At 70.5% G+C, this 17,956-nt stretch carries 17 protein-coding genes; 6 read left to right on the top strand and 11 right to left on the bottom strand.

The window, feature by feature from the left end; translation table 11 throughout:
• Positions 1-2: 2 nt before the first annotated feature.
• A complete protein-coding gene (locus ACZ6SF_RS26595; RefSeq protein WP_466065493.1) occupies positions 3-479 on the top strand; it encodes an acyl-CoA thioesterase in 477 nt (158 codons plus the stop codon).
• A 45-nt stretch (positions 480-524) separates the two neighbouring features.
• Here ACZ6SF_RS26595 and ACZ6SF_RS26590 read toward each other — a convergent pair whose 3' ends face one another.
• Entirely contained in the window at positions 525-1,538 is a 1,014-nt protein-coding gene (locus tag ACZ6SF_RS26590; RefSeq protein ID WP_466065491.1) for a zf-HC2 domain-containing protein, read from the bottom strand.
• A 187-nt stretch (positions 1,539-1,725) separates the two neighbouring features.
• Between ACZ6SF_RS26590 and ACZ6SF_RS26585 the strand changes: the two genes are divergently transcribed.
• Complete coding sequence (locus ACZ6SF_RS26585; protein ID WP_466065490.1) at positions 1,726-2,484, top strand: response regulator transcription factor; 759 nt, start codon at positions 1,726-1,728, stop codon at positions 2,482-2,484.
• 48 nt (positions 2,485-2,532) lie between these two features.
• Here the strand turns inward: ACZ6SF_RS26585 and ACZ6SF_RS26580 are convergent, their stop codons facing one another.
• From ACZ6SF_RS26580 to ACZ6SF_RS26560, 5 genes are all read right to left on the bottom strand, one after another.
• Entirely contained in the window at positions 2,533-2,760 is a 228-nt protein-coding gene (locus ACZ6SF_RS26580) for an anti-sigma factor family protein (RefSeq protein ID WP_466065488.1), read from the bottom strand.
• Positions 2,757-3,413: an RNA polymerase sigma factor gene (locus ACZ6SF_RS26575; RefSeq protein ID WP_466065487.1), complete on the bottom strand. Its 657-nt coding sequence runs from the start codon at positions 3,411-3,413 to the stop codon at positions 2,757-2,759. The genes ACZ6SF_RS26580 and ACZ6SF_RS26575 overlap by 4 nt, the downstream gene beginning before the upstream one ends.
• Positions 3,414-3,516: 103 nt before the next feature.
• A complete protein-coding gene (locus ACZ6SF_RS26570; protein ID WP_466065485.1) occupies positions 3,517-4,221 on the bottom strand; it encodes a flavodoxin family protein in 705 nt (234 codons plus the stop codon).
• Entirely contained in the window at positions 4,218-4,676 is a 459-nt protein-coding gene (locus tag ACZ6SF_RS26565; RefSeq protein ID WP_466065483.1) for a hypothetical protein, read from the bottom strand. Before ACZ6SF_RS26565 ends, ACZ6SF_RS26570 begins: the two co-directional genes overlap by 4 nt.
• A complete protein-coding gene (locus ACZ6SF_RS26560; protein WP_466065482.1) occupies positions 4,673-5,905 on the bottom strand; it encodes a molybdopterin-dependent oxidoreductase in 1,233 nt (410 codons plus the stop codon). Before ACZ6SF_RS26560 ends, ACZ6SF_RS26565 begins: the two co-directional genes overlap by 4 nt.
• Before the next feature lie 425 nt (positions 5,906-6,330).
• Between ACZ6SF_RS26560 and ACZ6SF_RS26555 the strand changes: the two genes are divergently transcribed.
• Both ACZ6SF_RS26555 and ACZ6SF_RS26550 read left to right on the top strand, forming a co-directional pair.
• Positions 6,331-8,052, top strand: a complete 1,722-nt coding sequence (locus ACZ6SF_RS26555; RefSeq protein ID WP_466065481.1) for an NAD(P)/FAD-dependent oxidoreductase — start codon at positions 6,331-6,333, stop codon at positions 8,050-8,052.
• Complete coding sequence (locus ACZ6SF_RS26550) at positions 8,045-9,520, top strand: hypothetical protein (protein ID WP_466065479.1); 1,476 nt, start codon at positions 8,045-8,047, stop codon at positions 9,518-9,520. The genes ACZ6SF_RS26555 and ACZ6SF_RS26550 overlap by 8 nt, the downstream gene beginning before the upstream one ends.
• Positions 9,521-9,682: 162 nt before the next feature.
• Here the strand turns inward: ACZ6SF_RS26550 and ACZ6SF_RS26545 are convergent, their stop codons facing one another.
• On the bottom strand, positions 9,683-11,089 hold the full coding sequence (locus ACZ6SF_RS26545; RefSeq protein WP_466065477.1) for an MFS transporter: 1,407 nt from the start codon (positions 11,087-11,089) through the stop codon (positions 9,683-9,685).
• Between the two features lie 143 nt (positions 11,090-11,232).
• Between ACZ6SF_RS26545 and ACZ6SF_RS26540 the strand changes: the two genes are divergently transcribed.
• Positions 11,233-12,099: a hypothetical protein gene (locus ACZ6SF_RS26540; RefSeq protein ID WP_466065475.1), complete on the top strand. Its 867-nt coding sequence runs from the start codon at positions 11,233-11,235 to the stop codon at positions 12,097-12,099.
• A 59-nt stretch (positions 12,100-12,158) separates the two neighbouring features.
• Here ACZ6SF_RS26540 and ACZ6SF_RS26535 read toward each other — a convergent pair whose 3' ends face one another.
• The 3 genes from ACZ6SF_RS26535 to lpqS form a co-directional block, all read right to left on the bottom strand.
• Positions 12,159-13,445 (bottom strand): MFS transporter, encoded by a 1,287-nt coding sequence (locus ACZ6SF_RS26535; protein WP_466065473.1) that lies wholly within the window; start codon positions 13,443-13,445, stop codon positions 12,159-12,161.
• Positions 13,445-14,575 carry a PLP-dependent cysteine synthase family protein gene (locus ACZ6SF_RS26530; protein WP_466065471.1) on the bottom strand — a complete coding sequence of 377 codons (1,131 nt, stop codon included), beginning with the start codon at positions 14,573-14,575 and terminating at the stop codon, positions 13,445-13,447. Before ACZ6SF_RS26530 ends, ACZ6SF_RS26535 begins: the two co-directional genes overlap by 1 nt.
• 105 nt (positions 14,576-14,680) lie before the next feature.
• Complete coding sequence (gene lpqS, locus ACZ6SF_RS26525) at positions 14,681-15,133, bottom strand: putative copper homeostasis (lipo)protein LpqS (protein WP_466065470.1); 453 nt, start codon at positions 15,131-15,133, stop codon at positions 14,681-14,683.
• A 232-nt stretch (positions 15,134-15,365) separates the two neighbouring features.
• On the opposite strand from lpqS, the gene ACZ6SF_RS26520 reads away from it, so the two are divergent.
• Positions 15,366-16,583: a styrene monooxygenase/indole monooxygenase family protein gene (locus ACZ6SF_RS26520; RefSeq protein ID WP_466065468.1), complete on the top strand. Its 1,218-nt coding sequence runs from the start codon at positions 15,366-15,368 to the stop codon at positions 16,581-16,583.
• Positions 16,584-16,639: 56 nt separating this feature from the next.
• On the opposite strand, the gene ACZ6SF_RS26515 is transcribed toward ACZ6SF_RS26520, so the two are convergent.
• A complete protein-coding gene (locus ACZ6SF_RS26515; protein WP_466065467.1) occupies positions 16,640-17,878 on the bottom strand; it encodes a cytochrome P450 in 1,239 nt (412 codons plus the stop codon).
• Positions 17,879-17,956: the final 78 nt, after the last annotated feature.

Here is a 17,956-nt window from a genome sequence, read left to right as displayed (position 1 = left end):
CTATGACACAGACGGTTCCCACGGATATCACCTTCGCGCCCGAATTCGGGGTCACGGCGGGCGTCTTCGTGAGTCTGGACGACCTGGATCCCACCGGTGCGATGCACAACGCCCGGTATCCGCTGATATTCGAGCGGGCGGTGATCGAACACTGGGTGGGGCGTGGGTGGAGCCTCGACCCGGCCCGGTCCACGATCCCCGATGTGCTGCAGGTGGTGCGCGAACTGTCGCTCACCTACGAGACCCCCGTCTTCGGGATGGGCGCGATAGTGCTGCATATCTGGGTCGAGGAGATCCGGCGGACCAGCTTCATCTACGGGTTCGAGTTCCGGTCCGCCGACGGCGCGCTGCGGCACGCCGTGGGTCGCCGGGTGCAGGTCCGGCTGGACCCCGAAACCCTGCGGCCCTGCCCGATCAGCGCGGAGGGGCGCGCCGAACTCGAACGAATCGCCGCACCGGCCCTCCCCGGGAAGGCGTGACCGATCCGCCGGATGTTCCCGGGTTCGGAACGGGCCGCCGGGCGATCAGGCCCAGGAATCGGTGAGAGTGGGCGCGGCGGCCACGAGGCCGGCGGCCAGCGCGAGATCGCCGGCGGCCCGGTAGGCGACCGTCGCCGGATCGCGGCGCCCGCCCGCGAGTAGGCAGAAGTCGACGATATCCATATCGATGCTGGTCACCGGGTCGTGGCGGCCGTCGGACGCGAGTGGGACGGTCCACCGGCCGCCGCCGGGGCCGGAGAGGGTGATCTCGGCGGTGCCGGCGGCCCGGACGCCGCCGCGGGCCCGGACCGCGTCCGGCAACATACGGATGCCCAGGTCCGCCAGGTCGGCCAGGATTTCGGGTGTGGGGACGGGTGCCCGGATACCGAGGGTCCGGGCGATATCGGTGGTGCGTATCCAGGTTTCCAGGGCCCGTGCGCGTACCGCGTCGGGGAGCGGCAGTTCGGTGCGCAGCGGGATCATCGTCGCCGGGGGAGTGCGGGTGAGGGCCGTGCAGATCCGGGCCGCCTGAGCGAGCCACCGGGCCCGCACCTGATCCGGGGTGCCGGGGTGCCGGGGACGGCCGGCCGTTTCGCCGCCGGTGGCGGTGACATCGAGATAACCCGCCAGCACCCCGTCCACCGCGGCGAGACGCGCGACCGTCTCGCGGATCGACCGATCGGGCGCACCCGCCCCACCCCGCGCGGTAACCGGCCGCAGCCAATCGGTGGCCGACAGGCCGCGCAGTACCGCGTCGAGCACCAGTACCTGCGCCGCGTACGGGCAATAGCGCGCCGCGGCCCGCACGGTGTCGGTCCAGCGGCGGGCCGCCGATTCCCGGAATGCCGTGAGCAACTCGCGACGGGTCCCGGCGGCCGGCCCGGTGGGCCGCTCGGCGGCCGCCTCGCCGACGAGGGACACGGTCGCGCGCATCTGCTCCAGATAGGTTTCACACGCCCCGCAGTCGGCCAGATGTTCGATGAACCGCACCTCGACCGCTTCGTCCAGCGCTCCGTCGAGGAATGCCGTGACGAGTTCTGCCGATTCGTCGCAATCCATTGCCTGTAGCCTTCGGGGTCGGTTGCCACCTGCGGATATCCCGTGCAGCTTAACCGGATGCGTACGGCGGCCGTAACGAATCCCGTACCCGGCGCCACTGTGTGCCGTGGAGAACAGTTCTGTCCTGACGCAATGCCGGCCGGTGGCGAAATCCGACTCCGGACGACGGCGTACGGCTCGACCGCGCGTGCTGGTGGTCGACGACGACCCGGCGACTCGCGCGGTGGTCCGGACATATCTGGAACGGGACGAATTCACGGTGCGCGAGGAGCGTGACGGCGAGACCGCGCTCGTGGCACTGAGCGGGGCTGCTTCCGCTGCGGGCGAGGACTGCATCGACCTGGCCGTTCTCGATATCTGCCTGCCGGGCCGCAGCGGTCTGGAGATCTGCCGGGAGATCCGGGCCGGATCACACCGGCCGGACCTGCCGATCATCCTGCTCTCCTCGCTCGGCGCGCGGGACGGTCACCGGGAACACGGCCTGGAGGCGGGCGCGGACGACTGTGTCGCGAAACCGTTCAGTCCGCGGGAACTGGCGCTTCGGGTCGGCGCGGTGCTGCGCCGGTGCGGTGTGCCGCGGGCGCCGATCGAACCGGAATTACGCGACGGCGGGATTCAGGTGTGGCCCGAATCCCAGGTGGTGCTCGTCGCCGGCGCCCGGGTGGAGTTGACCCGCCGGGAATGCCAGCTGCTGATCTTCCTGCTCCGGCATCCGGGCACGGTGTTCACCCGGCAGGAACTGCTGTCCCGGGTGTGGGGGTGGGAATACGGCGACCTGTCGACGGTGACGGTGCATGTGAAGCGGTTGCGCGCCAAACTCGGTCACCACCAGCGTATTTCCACCGTGTGGGGGTCCGGGTACGCGTGGGGGCGGATCGAGCCTTCCGGTCCGGTGACGCGTGGACCGGGACGACGGCGAACGCATCCGGACACCGGGCGTTGGTGAGTTCCGGGAGCCGCTTCGCGGGGGCTCGGTGCCGACGTCTCGCGGGGCTCAGTGCCGCCAATCGCGGAACGCGGCGAGGAGTTTTCCGCGGGCCGCGTCGGAGATGCTGTCGGCCGGGAGTTCGCCCACGGTCGAGATCGTGCGGCGGAACTGGTCCAGGTAGGTGTCACAGCCGTCGCACAGTGCGAGATGTTCGACGAAGCGCTGTTCGACGGCCTCGTCGAGCGCCCCGTCCAGGAACGCGGTGACCAGTTCCACGAATTCGTCGCAGTTCACGGGCGCACCGACCGCCGAACGTCCAGATAGTCCTCGAGCGCCGACCGCACGACCGCTCGGGCCCGGTGCAGGATCACGCGCTGGTTGCCGGGCGAGATATCGAGCATCTCGCACACCTCCTCGGAGCTGTATCCTTCCACATCGCGCAGCGTGATCACGATACGACCGCGATCGGGCAGGGTCGCGACCGCGGCGGCGACGGCGGCCAGGAGTTCGGCGCGTTCGGCGGCGTTTTCCGGCTCCGACCAGCGCCGCGGTTGTTCGCCCGGCAGCCAGTGGCCGGGGTACGGATCGCCGGCCGGGCGGAACCGCTCGGGTTCGACCGTGGGGCCTTCGTCGTCGGAGGTGAGGCTGCCGAACGGGATGGTCCGGCTCTCCTTGACGCCGCGCTTCTTCGCGGTGTTCACCAGGATCCGGTACACCCAGGTCTTGAGCGCGGACCGGCCCTCGAAATCGTCGATACCGCGGATCACGGCCAGCCAGGTCTCCTGGACGACCTCTTCGGCGGAGGCGTTCGACGAGACGAAGGAGCGGGCCAGCCGCAGCATCGAACCGGACCAGGCGTCCAGCACCAGGTGGAAGGACTGTTCGTCACCGGCGCGGAGCCGAGCGGCCAGGACATCGTCGGGCGGCAGCGTGCCCTCGGAACTCACGGGGGTCTCCTCGATCGGAAAACGACTCCCGGGCACTCTAGCCCCACCGGCGGGGAGCCGCCCGGTGTCATCCGTGCGAGCGGACGGCACCGGGCGTCGTGGCCTACCGGTATTCGGGATTCTCGAAATCGAATCGGGCGCCGGCATCCCATTCCGAGCGCTGATTGCCGTGCGCCGGGATACCGCCGTTGTCCTTCAGTAACCGCGCCAGATGGATGAGGTTCCAGGTCATGAAGGTGGTGTTGCGATTGGTGAAATCGTTGTCCGGGCCGCCGGATCCGGGATCCAGATAGGACGGTCCCGGGCCGGCTTCACCGATCCATCCGGCATCGGCCTGCGGCGCGATAGTGTACCCGAGGTGCTGCAGGCTGTAGAGCAGGTTCATGGCGCAGTGTTTGACGCCGTCCTCGTTTCCGGTGAGCAGGCAGCCGCCGACCCGGCCGTAGTAGGCGTACTGGCCGCGATCGTTGAGGATTCCGGAGCTGCCGTAGAGTCGCTCGACGACCTTCTTCATCACGGAACTGTTGTCGCCCAGCCAGATCGGACCGGCCAGCACGAGAATATCGGCGGCCATCACCCGCTCCTGAAGGGCGGGCCAGGCATCCGAGGGCCACCCGTGCTCGGTCATATCCGGGTAGACGCCGGGCGCGATATCGTGATCCACCGCGCGGATCTCGGATACCTCGATCCCGTTCTTGCGCATGATGTTCGCGCTGACGTCGATGAGGCCCTGGGTGTGGCTGGTCTCCGGGGAACGTTTCAGGGTGGCGTTGATGAACAGCGCGCGCAGGTCGTGGAAATCGGTCATGGTCGTGTCCTCGGGTCGGAGATGCCGGGTGGGACAGGGGTGGGGCGCGGAGCGCGGGAGCGGAAGTGGCGCCGGGCGATATCGGCGGCGACGACCGCCCAGACCACCCCCAGCGCGACGAGCAGGCCGGTGGGGTAGTCGCGGTCGAGGACGGTCGGATTGCCCGCGATCGCCCCGGACCGGCGCAGGACCGGGATCGAGATCACCAGCAGGGTGGCGGTGCACAGGCCGCCCCAGACGACCGAGGTCCACCAGTTCGCCGGTAACCACGCGCGGACGGCCACCGCGACGGCCGCGCACAGCGGCGCGATGATCGCGTCGTGTACCAGGATGCCGCCGGCGAACCAGGTGGCGATCGACATCAGATCGCGCGAACTCTGCGCGAGAACGAGATCGATGCCGTACCAGGCGAGCCAGATCCCGCCGAGCGTCAGCAGTATGCGTACGGCGGTCATGCGCGGACCTCGATTCGGGACAGCCATTTGGTCTGCAGGACACCGGGCCGGTTCGGGGCGATCAAACGGCAGGGATAGCCGTGGTCGAGGGACAGTTCCTCGCCGTTGAGGCGTAACGCGACCAGGGTCTGGTCGTCGACGACATGTGTATCGGGTAGCAGGGTGCGGCTGTAGAGCCCGCCTCGTTCGAGCGATTGGATCGTGGCGTCACCGCCGGGGTAGCCGCCGGCCGCGTCCAGGAGATCACGGAGGCGGATCCCGGACCACGTCGCCGACGCGCTCCAGCCCTCGACACACGCGATCGGCAGGATGGCGGTGGTCTGTGGAAGTGCCTCCAGTTCGGCCCGGGAGAAGGCGCGTTCGGTGGTTCCGGTGGCCACGGTGAGGCGGTAGCCCGGTTCCCGGGCGCGTTCGGCGACGCCCGCCGCGGTGGCCGTCCGGTTCACCGGAAGACCCTGCGGCCCTTCGCCGGTACGAGGTGACAGCACCGAGAGCCGGCGGAGCCACGGAACGGATTGACCGGCCACGGCGAGCCCGGCCAGGGCGGTGGCGGCGACCGTGGCGCCCAGGATCCCGCGCCGGGATATCCGGGAGCCGGCCGCGGCGCCGGTGCCGGGTGTCCCGGTTTCCGCGTCGGGAGGAGGCGGTCCGGATGCGGGTTCGGTGGCGCCTGGTTCCGGGCGGCTCAGCGCGGTCCGCACCACCGGGAGTTTGACGGCCAGATGGACGGCCAGCGCGCCGGTCGCGACGAAGGCCATGGCGTAATGGGTGGTGGTGAAGAAGAACTTCCACGGATAGAACTGCGCGGTATTGAACAGCCCGGTGACCAGCAGGAAGATCATCGACCCGACCAGCAGCGCGATCGACCCGCGCTCCAGCAGCCGGAGCGGATTGCCGATCAGCGGCCGGGCGAACAGCCGCGGGAATACCGACCACAGTTTGACCAGCAACAGCGGGATCGCCATCACGCCCGAGATCACATGCGCGCCCTGGGTGACGCGGTAGAGCCACGGCGGGTTGGCCGGCCAGTGGAACCAGACCGGTGGATGCTGGACCCAGTGGCTGATGAGTCCGGTCGCGAAACAGACGGCGACCGCGATGCCGAGTGCGATACCGACCCGCGCGGCCACGGCGGCGGAACGGTCCGCCGAGATCCTGCGGGTGAGGGCGGCGGGTAGGAGCAGGCCCTCGTCGGGTTCGGGATCGTGCCGGGTGGCTGCCGGACTCATACGCTTTCCTCCGTCGGAACCGCTCGCGGCCGCCGCGGCGCCGCCGGAGCACCCGCGTATTCGATAGCGGGAGATTTGCCCTGGATTTCGGTCACGGGACCGACGTTACGGTCGGCGGTGGCCGGAAATCACGCGAAAAGCGGTGAACAAAGTGTGACGGCGGGCCCGGAACGGTCCGCGGGCGGCCGGCGCTCCGGTCGCGCGGACGTCATTGTTTCGTCACCGAATTCTCCTGTCCACCAGCCGATCGGATCGGTGATGATCGAGGCGATCGGCGGTGTTCCGAAGGCGGGGGCGGGTTGTCACGCGGTTGCCGTTCGTGGCCACCCGGGGCCGGGAATCCGATCGGGCCCGGCGCCGGTGATATCCGGTAGCCGGTTCGTGACCCGCGGTGGTCGCACCGCGTTCTGACGAGGGAGAGTGAGATGGAACCGACAGTGGCGGCGACGCCGTGGCGGGTGCTGCTGGGCGTTGCGGCCGCCGTGCCGTCGGGCGCGGCGGTGGGACTGCTCGCGACCACGGCGGGTGGGGGCGACGGGCCGTCGTGGGGTGCGTGGGTGGTGCACGTCCTGGTTTTCGGGGCGGTGTTCGGCCTGCTGGTCTCGGGCCGGAGGCAGACCGCCGCGTCGGCCTTCGCGGTGGGCCTGCTGTTCGGTCTGGCGGATTGGGTGGTGTGGCGTCTGACCCTGAGGGTGCTCGCGGCCGGGCACGTTCCGGAATGGTCGCTGCCGGAGGCGGTCGCGGGCTATGACGAGCTGGTGCGGGTGGTGCTGCTGGGCGCTGTCACCGGACCGCTGTTGTACGGGCTGACCGCGCTGTGGGGTCGGTGGGCCACCGTCGGTCCGCGCCCGCGCCCGCCGCATATCGTGGTGGTCGGCGGCGGGTTCGGCGGTGTCGGCGCGGGACGCCGGCTGGACACGCTGGTCGGACGGGGTCTGCGCGCCGAGGTCACGGTGATCAGCGAATCGAATTTCCTGCTGTTCACGCCGCTGCTGGTGGAGGTCGCCTCGAGCACCCTCGAGTCCCGGCATATCACCGCGCCGGTGCGCGCGGCGCTGCGCAATATCTCGTTCCTGCACGGCCGGGTGGAATCGGTGGACCCCAACCGGCGGGAACTGATCGTGACCGCCGGCAGCGGGGGCAGGCAGCGGGTGCCCTACGACGAACTGATCGTGGCGGTGGGCGCCGTGCCGCGGTTCTTCGATCTGCCGGGTGTCGCGCAGCATGCGTTCGCGATGAAATCCATCGACGACGCCAACCGGTTGCGCGATCAGGTGCTCGCCGCGCTGGAGCGGGCGGATCTGGAAACCGATCCGGTCGAGCAGATCCGGTTGCTGACATTCGTGGTGGCCGGTGGGGGATTCGCGGGCACCGAACTGGTCGCGGAATTGTCCGATCTGGTCTACGGCGTGCTGCACCACTATCCGCGCCTGCACGACGCGACGCCCCGGTTCGTGCTCGTGCACTCCGGTGACCGGTTACTCCCCGAACTGCCCGCGGACCTGGGCGACTACGCCCGGCGCACGCTCGGTGCCCGGGGGATCGAATTCCGGCTCGGCACACGGGTCGTGGAGGCCGGACCCGGTTTCGTACGGTTCTCCGGCGACGAATGCGTCGAGACACGCACCTTCGTGTGGACCGCCGGCAATCGCCCGGCCGCCCTCGTCGAGCGAATCGGATCGGCCGGTACCGGCGGTCCGCTCGAGGTGGACGAAAATCTGCGGGCCCGCGGGATGAACGGGGTCTGGGCGATCGGGGACTGCGCGCGTATCCCGGTTCCGGACCGGCCCGGAACCTACTATCCGCCGACCGCGCAACACGCCGTCCGCGAGGGGAAGGCCGTGGCGGACAATATCGCCGCGGTGATCACCGGAAGGCGGCCGAAGCCCTTCCGGTACGGCGGCCTGGGCGTTCTGGTGTCACTGGGGCACCGGCGGGCGGCGGGCCGGGTGTTCGGCCGCACCGTATCCGGGCAGTTCGGGTGGTTGCTGTGGCGCGCGGTGTATCTGGGCAAACTGCCCGGCGCCGAGAAGCGGCTCCGGGTCGCCGTCGACTGGCTGCTGGATCTGGTGTTCTCCCGCGATATCGCGCTCACCTCGACCGCACTCGTATCCACTACGGCATCGGACAGGGATCGACATGTATGACCTACCCTCGGCAACGCTCGTACCCGAGGCCGGCGAGCCGGATTCCCCGGCGGACCGGCCGATCCTCACCTCCGCGCAGGGCGCCCGGGCCGGTGCACTGGCCGGCCTGGCCGGCGGGGTCGCGTTCGGCGCGGTGATGGCGCTGATCGGGTTCCTTCCGACCGTGGCCGCGCTGGTACGCGCCGACAGTCCGGTGGTGGGGACCGCGGTGCATATGGTCATCGCGGTGATCCTGGGAGCCGGGTTCGGGGTCCCGGCCGCCCGTCAGGCCGCCGACGGCGGCGACCTGCTGTTCTGGGGGTCGATCTACGGTGTGGCCTGGTGGTTCGCAGGCCCGCTGACACTGTTGCCCGCGCTGTCCGGGAATCCGGTGCGCTGGACCGTCACCGACGCCCGGGAGTTGTTTCCCAGCCTCGTCGGTCATCTGCTGTACGGCGTGGTGACGGCGGCCGTTTTCGCCTGGGTGACCCGGCGGCACCGGGAGCGCCGCGAGGCGGAAACCGATATCCGGGCCGCCGCCGTCGCGGCGTCGGCCGCGGTGGTGTGCGGGCTGCTGCTGTCGCTGGTGCTGCGGCCCATGCAAGGCGGGGGTTACACGCTGGTGATCGCCGGATCGTTTCTCGGCGCGGGGTACGGCCTGCTGTTCGGGACGCGGCGGGAGGGAATCGGCCCGGCGTCGATCCGCGGCACGGTGTACGGACTGCTGTGGTGGCTGGTCGCCGGTCTGACGCTGCCCTCGCTGCTCGCCGGTGACGGTCTCGACTGGACCGCGACCGCGGCCCGGGACGCCGTTCCGGCGCTACCGGGGTATCTGCTGATCGGGGCCGGGACGGCCGCGGTGTTCGTCCTGGTCGACGGGGTGCTGCGGGCAGCGCGCTCCGGCGACGTCCGGGACCGGTACACCGACCGTCTCATCGCCGGGCGGGCGGTATCGGTACTGCACGGGATCGGGGCCGGTCTGGTGGGCGGTGCGGTGTTCACCGCCGTGATGGCCGCGATCGGTTTCCTGCCGACGGTGGCGGCACTGGCGGGTTCGGAATCGGTGGGTGTCGGGCTGATCCTGCACCTGCTGATCTCGATGACCCTCGGCACCGGATACGCGATCGTGTTCCGCGGCCGCAGTTTCGACGCCGCCGCCGGAATCGGCTGGGGTGTGTCCTATGGCCTGCTGTGGTGGGTGCTCGGCAACCTGCTCCTGCTGCCGTTGCTGCTCGGCGACGTACCGCAGTGGTCGGCCGAGATGCTGGCCGCGGCCTTTCCCTCGCTGATCGGTCACCTGCTGTACGGCGGAGCATTGGGGCTGGTGTATCAGCGGTTGGAAGCGTGGGTCGCGCCGTCGTCGCCCGGCCGCAGCCGGGCGGTCTCGGCACGCACGCGGGCCCGCGACGACCAGATCCGCACGGCGGCACCGGCGCTGTGGAGTCTCACGGTGTTCATCGCGGCTCTGGTTCCGGTGCTGGTCTACTGACCCGGATCCACCGCGCCGATCCACCGCGCCGCAGCGTAGTGCGGTCTCGGCGCGGCGAGAGGCGGAGCGGCACTGTGCTGCCGTCCCGCCTCCCGGTGTGTACGACCTTCGGTGTGGCGGTCCCACCGCGGGGATTCCGGGGTTTCGCCGCCACTCGTCGATTCAGGAGGTCGCGCTGTCCTTTCGCATGGTCGCCGCCGTGATGCCCGCTCCGGCCAGGGCGATCGCCCCGGCGCCCAGGAAGGCGGCGGAGAAACCGTTGGTCAGTTCCGGTAGATCACCCGCCCGGTCCGCGCCGAACGCGGCGGCCACCGCGGTCATCGCGGCCAGGCCGATGGCCGATCCGACCTGATAGGCGACATTGACGATGCCCGAGGCCAGCCCGCCTTCCTCGGGCGGCGCCGCGGAGATGGCGGTGCCGAGGGAGGGGATGAACGCCAGGGACATACCGCCGGCGGCCACCAGGGAGGCGGGCAGCACGTCGATCCAGAAATTTCCGGTCGGACGGATGAGCGACATGAGCGCCAAACCGGCCGCCAGGACGAGCAATCCGGTGACGATCATCGGCTTGGCGCCGAACCGCTGCATCGCCCTGGGAGCGATCACGATCATGCCGAGCATGATCAGGGTGGTCATCGGCAGCAGGGCGGCCCCGGACGGGAAGGCGCTGTAGCCGAGGACCTGCTGCAGGTACAGGTTCAGGAAGAACCACATCGGGACCCAGGCGGCGCCGAGCAGCAGTTGCGCGATATCGGCGGCGGCGAGGTTCGGGGCGCGCAGGATTCCCAACCGCATCAGCGGTTCCCGGCGCCGCGACTGGATGACCACGAATCCGGCCAGCAGGGCGGCCGAGACGGCCAGGACACCCCAGGTCTGCCCGGACGCCCAGCCGGCCTCGGGGGCCCGGACCACCGCGTAGACGGCGGCGGCCAGTCCCGCGGTGACCGTGATCGCGCCGAGCAGATCCACCGAACCCGGGCGGGCGGGTGCGGCGGGCATCAGGGCCGGGACCGCGATCAGGGCCAGCAGGGCGATCGGCACGTTGATGTAGAACACCCAAGGCCAGCTGATGTATTCGGTGATGACGCCACCGAGGAATACCCCGGCGGTACCGCCCGCCGGGGCGGCCGCGCCGTAGACCGCGAGGGCTTTGGTCAGTTCCCGCGGTGCGGAGCCGAACAGCATCATCAGCAGGGTCAGTGCCGAGGGGGCGATGAGTGCCGCGCCGCCACCCTGGATCGCGCGTCCGGCCAGTTCGACCGCGATATCGCCGGCGGCGCCCGCGACGACCGAGCCCACCAGCAGCACGATCCAGCCCGCCGCGAACACCTTGCGCGCGCCTAGTAGATCCGACAGCCGCCCGCCCAGCAGGAGCAGACCACCGAAGGCGATGACGTAGGCGTTGAAGACCCAGGACAGGTTCTCCTGGGAGAAACCAAGTTCGGCCTGCATCTCGGGGAGTGCGATGCCGATGATCGAGGTGTCCATGATGACCATGAACTGCGCGGCGGCGATCACCGCGAGCGCCCACCACCGTTTCGAGGTGGTGGGTGATGTCTGTGTACTCATGACGACTTCCGTTCTTCCGGGCCGGAGTACCGGCGGAAGACAGATATACCCCTAGGGGGTATGAATGTCCAGTGTTGCTATATACCCATAGGGGGTATATGTTCATTCGCGTAACCGCCGGTCAGGAGAACAGGGAGAGCACAATGAACGCCTCGATACACGCCACTCACACCGAACATCACGGCCACGGCGGTCACGGTGCGGGGGCGCACGCCGTCGCACCGGTCGCCCACGCCGGGCAGCACGCCCATCACGACACGGCCGCCCACGGGGGTCACGGTGCGTCGTTACCGGGCGGGTTGCAGATCACCCAGGACGGCTACACGCTGGATCTGCTGAACCCCGTGGTGGAGCCGGGGGAGATCGACTTCCGGTTCCGGATTCTCGGTCCCGATGGGGAGCCGGTCACCGACTACACCCCGATCCACGACCGCGAACTCCATCTGATCGTCGTCCGGCGCGAGCTGACCGGCTTCTGGCATGTCCATCCCCGGCGCGCGGACGACGGCACCTGGTCGGTGCGGTTGAACCTGCCGGACGCCGGCGCCTACCGGGTGTTCACCGATATCGCGCCCCGCGCCCTGGGCCGCACCCTCACCCTCGGCGCCGACCTCGCGGTCCCCGGCCCCTACGCCCCGCTGCCGGTACCGGCGCCGGGACGCACCGTCGTGACCGGCGGATACGAGGTGGAATTGCGCGGTGACCTGGTGGCGGGAGCCGGTGACCTGCTGACTCTGACCGTGCGCCGGGACGGCGCGGCCGTCACCGATCTCGAGCCCTATCTCGCCGCCTACGGACACCTGGTGGTGATCCGCGCCGGGGATCTGGCCTATATCCACGTCCACCCCACCGGGGAGCCCGGAGACGGCGTGACCGCACCCGGTCCCGAGATCGCCTTCCACACCGCGGTACCCGGACCCGGGATCTACCGGCTGTTCCTCGATTTCCGGCACGAGGGCGTGGTGCACACCGCGGCCTTCACCCTACGGGCCGAGGCGCCGCGGCACTGAAAACGACGAACACCGCGCCCGGCCGTCGCATCGACGGCCGGGCGCGGTGCTGTCGCGGGTCAGGTGCTCGCGGTCCGGACCTCGCCCGTGACGTCCGTGCCCGCGGCGCCGGGGCACTCGGGGTCCGGATCCGGATGGCGGTCTAGGCGGGCGAGGGCAGCGGTGGTGGCGATGCCGACGACGACCAGCCCGGCCCATACCGCCCATTCGGCTCCCGCGTCCCGGGCCGCACCGAAAACCGCTCCGGTGGCGAGGTTCCCGGCCAGGATTCCGATACCGACGATCGTGTTGTAGAAGCCGTAATGCGTGGCGACCAGCCGCCCTTCGGCGAGAGTGACCACGGTATCCATCTCGAAGGGGAACACGGTGGCGGTGCCGACCGCCAGCACCGCGGCGCACAGCAGCAACGCCGCCACGGCCCCGCCGGTGCCCAGCGCCTCCGGCCCCGGGATCAGCGCCATCGGCAGGAACGCCGCGGTCAGCACGGCCATACCGATCACCAGGGCGCGGCCGCGGCCGAAACGGGCCCGGAACCACGCGGTGATCCGCATCTGACCCGCGATCGCGATCACCCCGGAGACCACGAATATCCCGGAGATCAACAGCTGCGCGTGGTCCGGAGCGAGGATCTCGGCCTGCAGCGGAAGCGCCAGATACACCTGGAACGACAGCACATACGAGCCGGTCATCGCGACCGCGAACGCCACGAAGCGCCGGTTGGCGAGCAGCGCGCGCCACTGCTTCAGAACCGGGCCCCGCTCGTCCCCGGTGTGCTCACGCCGCGCCGGCAGCGCGAACAGCTGGGCCACCGTCAGCACGGCGAACACGGCCGCGGCCACCGCCGCGGTGGTGCGGAAATCCAGCAGCATCAACGCCATCCCCACGAGCGGGCCGGCCAGGATGCCCGCCTGGTAGAAGATGTTGAACAGCGCGAACGCCGGTACCCGGCGCGGTCCCGCCTCGGCGGCGAGATACGCGCGGACGGCCGGGTTGAACAGGGCGCCGGCGAATCCGGTGGCCGCCGACGCGATCAGCAACGCGGGAAGGTTCGTCGCGAACACCAGGAGCGCGAAACCGGCGGTCCGGAAGAGACATCCGGCGACGATGAGTGGTTTGTAGCCGAACCGGTCGGCCAGCGTGCCGCCCACCAGGAACATGCCCTGCTGGGAGAAATTGCGCACGCCCAGCACCAGGCCCACCGCCCACGCGGCCAGCCCGAGCGGTCCGGCCAGATAGCCGGCCAGATACGGCATCAGCATGTAGAAACCGAGATTGATGCCGAACTGATTGATCATCAGCAGGCGGGCCGGCGTGTCGAAACCGCGGAATTCGGCCGCGACGCCCATCAGCGCTCCTCCTCGGTGCCGGCGACCGCTGCGGCGCGGGGATCGCCCACGTCACGGCACCGTGTCCACGATCGCACCGGACCCTCCGCCGGTGACGAGACGGTCGCCGGACCCGCCGGCGGTTCGGTACGCAGCAGATCGTGCGCGCGGCAGTAATCGTCGTTGTAGACGGTGTCGAAATAGCGTTGCGGTCCGTCGGGGAACACCGCCGCGATGCGGGTGCCCGGCTCCCGGGTCCGGGCCGCCCAGCCCGCGACCAGGGCGACCGCGCCCACGCTCCAGCCGCCGCTGATGTGATAGGTCCGGGCCAGGGCGCGGGCCGACCAGACCGCTTCGTCGGGGGCGATCCAATGGATTTCGTCGAAGGCGTCGTAGTCGACATTGGCGGGATGGATACTCGAACCCAGCCCGCGCATCAGCCGCGGGCCGGCCGGTAGGCCGAAGATCGTGGAGTCCACGGTATCGACGCCGATCAGCTCCATCGCCGGATGGAACCGCCGCAGCACCCGCGCGACCCCGGCCGAATGCCCGCCGGTGCCCACCGCGCACACCAGCACGTCCACCCCGCCGAGCTGTTCGATCAGCTCCAGCGCCAGCGGTTCGTATCCCGCGATGTTGTCGGGGTTGGAGTACTGATCCGGGCACCATGCCGCCGGCTCGGCGGACAGCAGCTCCGCCACCCGGTCGCGACGGGCCTGCTGCCAGCCGCCGGCCGGATGGGGTTCGGTGACGATATCCACGGTGGCCCCGTAGGCGGCGAGCATCCGGGCCACGATCGGTTCCAGACCCGGATCGGTGACCAGGGTGACCGGATGCCCGTGGGCGACCCCGGCCAGCGCCAGCCCCAACCCGAGCGTTCCGCTGGTCGACTCCACGATCCGGGCTCCCGGTGCGAGTTCACCGCGACGGCGGGCGCATTCGACCATGTGCAGGGCGGGCCGGTCCTTCATCCCGCCGGGATTGAATCCCTCCAGCTTTGCCCAGAATCCCCGCGGCGCCGGGGCCAGCGGGCCGGAAACCCGCAGCACCGGTGTATTGCCGACCAGCGAATCCGGAGAGAGGGCGGCGCCGGGCGCCGCGATGGTGCGGGCGCCGGCCTCGGCCCATTCGGGCAGCACGATATTGTCCATCGACCTGTGGTCGCTTTCTGGTATCGGGCACACGTGTGCCCTCGACGGTGAACGGTGACGGACACCGGCCGCCCACCCGTGGTGGCGCGGCCTGGCGCTGACCGATCAGCGTCGGGCGATACAGAACAGGGTCAGGATCTGCTGCCCGCCGAGCGCGGGCCGGGAAGCGGGCGGGCCGCGGGGGCGGCGGCCCGCGGCGAGGGCGACCGAGATCGCGGCCAGGGCGGCGGATACCAGGGTGCCCAGCCAGAGGAAATCGAAGAGATCACTCGCCCGGGGCGGAAGGACCACCTGGGGAACGCAGTGCACCGCGTGCGTGGGGCAGTGGGAATCGAAGGCGTCCGACGCGTGTGTGTGCCCGGCGCCGGGAGCGGTGGTCGCGGTGCTCACCGCGTGATCCGGATGCGCGTGGGCGGCCGGGGTCAGCGGATCGCAGTGCAGCAGCGAGACCGCGGTCAGCAGTACCACCAGAACAGCGCGCAGAACGGGCCGCGACCGGTACCGGCGGCGAACGGGAACGGGCCGTGCGGCCCGGGCCTGCGTCGCGGTGGCGGTCACCGATGTCCTTTCCTGCGCCGGCTGCCGGCGGCCCGCGTTGCCGCGGCACCACCGCCGTGGTGGTCTCGACCCAATCTAGCGCAACACCGGGGTGTGCCCGCCGAGGCGAGCGGAGCGCCGTCGCGCGGGCTTCCGGCCTCCGAGAACGGCCGCTACCGATGCGCCGGTCCTACCTATGCGCCGACGATCACCTCACCGGACCGCACGGGTCCGGCGAGACAAGGGTGGTGCTGTGGAGAGTATTCAGATTCTGGGAGCGGGTGAATGCGGGCTTCCGCTGGCGCACCGGCTGTCGGCGGCGGGCCTGCCGGTCACACTCGTCGCCGCGCGTGACGCCGCGCGGATTCTGAACGGGACGGTGACCAGCACCCAGGTGAAGTTCCCGCGCACGCTCGACCTCGAGGCCGGCGCGGGACTGGGGCATTGGCGTTCCCGGGCGCCCGAGATACGCGGCATCCGGCTGGCCATGGTGATGGAGGGGCAGCGAGTGCTGGAATGGACCGGTCGATTCGGCCGGCCCGCGCAGAGCGTCGACCAGCGCACCGTTTTCGCGCGGTGGCTCACCGACTTCGCGGCCGCCGGCGGGGACCTGGAGATCGCCGATCCCTCGCCGGCCGAACTCGAGCAGCGGGTCGCCCGTGCCGACCTGACCGTCGTCACCCGGGCGTCCGCGGCGACGGCCGCCTGGTTCCCCGTCGATACGGAGTGGCCGGTGGCCGCGGGGCCCGCCCGGCAGCTGGCGGTCTTCTACCTGGACGGTGTCCCGGACGATCCGGACGATCTCGGCACGTATGTGTCACTGCCCGGGCTGGGTGAGATCGTCTCCTACCCGGGGCTCACCGGTGCGCCCGGGCAGGAACGGCGCTGCGAAATGCTGTTGATCGAAGCGGTACCGGGCGGCCCGCTCGACGTGTTCACCGCGCACGAGTCCGCGGCCGAGCGGATCACCCGGGCGCTGCGCCTGCTCGGGTCGATCCTGCCCGCCGACCTCGCCGAACGTTATCGCACGGCCGAACCCACCGACGGCGGTGCGAGCGCGATCGGTGCCGTGACCCCGGTCGTGCGGCATCCGGTGGGGATCACCCCGTCCGGACTGCCGGTTCTCGGCGGTGGCGATGTGGTGTGCCGGATGGACCCCGGCGGCGCCCAGGGCGCGAACAACGCCGCCCAGTGCGCGGCGGCCTATGCCGCCGCGATACTGGCCCGCCCGGAGGGCCCGTTCGACCGGCCGTGGATGGAAGCGGCCGCGACGCCCTGGCTCACCGGGACCGCTCATCCCGCCGCGCGCTGGACGGCGGCCGTGCTCGCCCCGCCGCCAGAACTGCAGCAGCTCATGCTGGCCGCCCAGAGCGACCCCGTGCTGGCGGACGCGTTCGCCGATACCTTCGCCCGGCCCGCCGATATGTCTCGGTTCACGGCCGGTGCGCACACCGGCCCGCGGGTGCCCTGACCGGTATCCGGTGGGTCGCGCTCAACCGCCGGCGGCCGTGTCCTGACTCGAGGGGTTCAGGGCAGCGCCTGCGGTGGGGCCGGCGGGAAGGTCACCGGGAGTTCGGCCAGGGCGCGGTGGAAAGGGCCGGGGCGCCAGGTGAGTTCGCCGGCCGGTACGGCGGGCCGCAGATCCGGTAGGGCGTCCAGCAACTGGTCGACCGCGCCCTGGGCGATCAGATAGGCCGCCGATCGGGCCGGGCAGGCGTGGGGTCCCGCGCCCCACGCCAGATGGGAACGGTTGCCGGTGTGATCGCCGGTGCCGAGGGCGGGGTCGTTGTTGCAGCCGGCCAGACTGATCACCACGGGCTGGTGCGCGGGTAGCCAGACCTCGTCGATCAGGATCGGCTGCCGCGGGTAGGTGACGCTGAAATTCGCCATCGGCGGATCCTCGAACAGGACCTCGTCCAAGGCGTCCCGGGTGGACAGCGCGCCGCCGAGGAGATTGCCGCCGAACCGTTCGTCGGTGAGGATCAGCAGCAGGGCGTTGACGATCAGATTCTGCAGCGGCTCGATTCCGGCGCCGTAGAGCACGACGATCTGATGGATCAGTTCCGATTCGTCCAGGTCCGCGGGGTGGCTCAGGATGCGCGAGGTGATATCGGCTCCCGGATCGCCGCGCTTGAGCTCGACGAGTTCGAGCACGGCCGCGCTGAGCATCCGGTTCCCCTCTTCGGCGTCGATGCCGTCGAAGACCGCCTGGGTCGCTTCCGCGACCTTGCCGCCGATCTCCGGTGGGCACCCCAGCATCGCGTTGATCGACTGGAATGCCAGGGGAAAGGCGTACTGGGTGACGAGGTCGGCCGCGCCGCCCGCGCAGAACGCGTTGATCAGCGGGACGGCGATCCGCTCGACGACAGCGTGCAGTGCGTGCAGATCGACCGCGTCGATCCCGGCCGTGTTGACGGCGCGGTAACGGGCGTGCTCCGCGCCCGCGCTGCGGATCGCGCTCGGCCGCCACTCCAGGACGGGCAGCACCGGGCAATCGGCCGGGATATCGCGTTGCCAGGCCCGCGGGTCCGCGGGGAAACGCTCGGGGTCGTTGAGAATCCGCAGCGCCGCGCGATATCCGAGCACCAGCGTCGCGGGGACTCCCGGCGCCAGTTCGATCGGAACCAGGGAGCCGTACCTGTCGCGCATCTGCCGGTAGGCGCCGTGCGGATCGGCGGCGAACTCCGGGGAGTACAGCGGAACACGAGGCGCGTCGGTATCGGCGGGTGAGATGCGGCTGCCGGTTACGGGCGTGGGTACGAGCACAGTGGACGACTCCAGCGAGGGGCGATGATCATCGGCGGCCGCGGGCAACGACGGCCGCGCGGGACCAAGAATCACCCG

The sequence above is a fragment of the Nocardia sp. NPDC049935 genome, assembly GCF_055586645.1.
The sequence above is the reverse complement of the archived record's forward strand: the minus strand, read 5'-3'. Positions and strand labels throughout refer to the sequence as shown.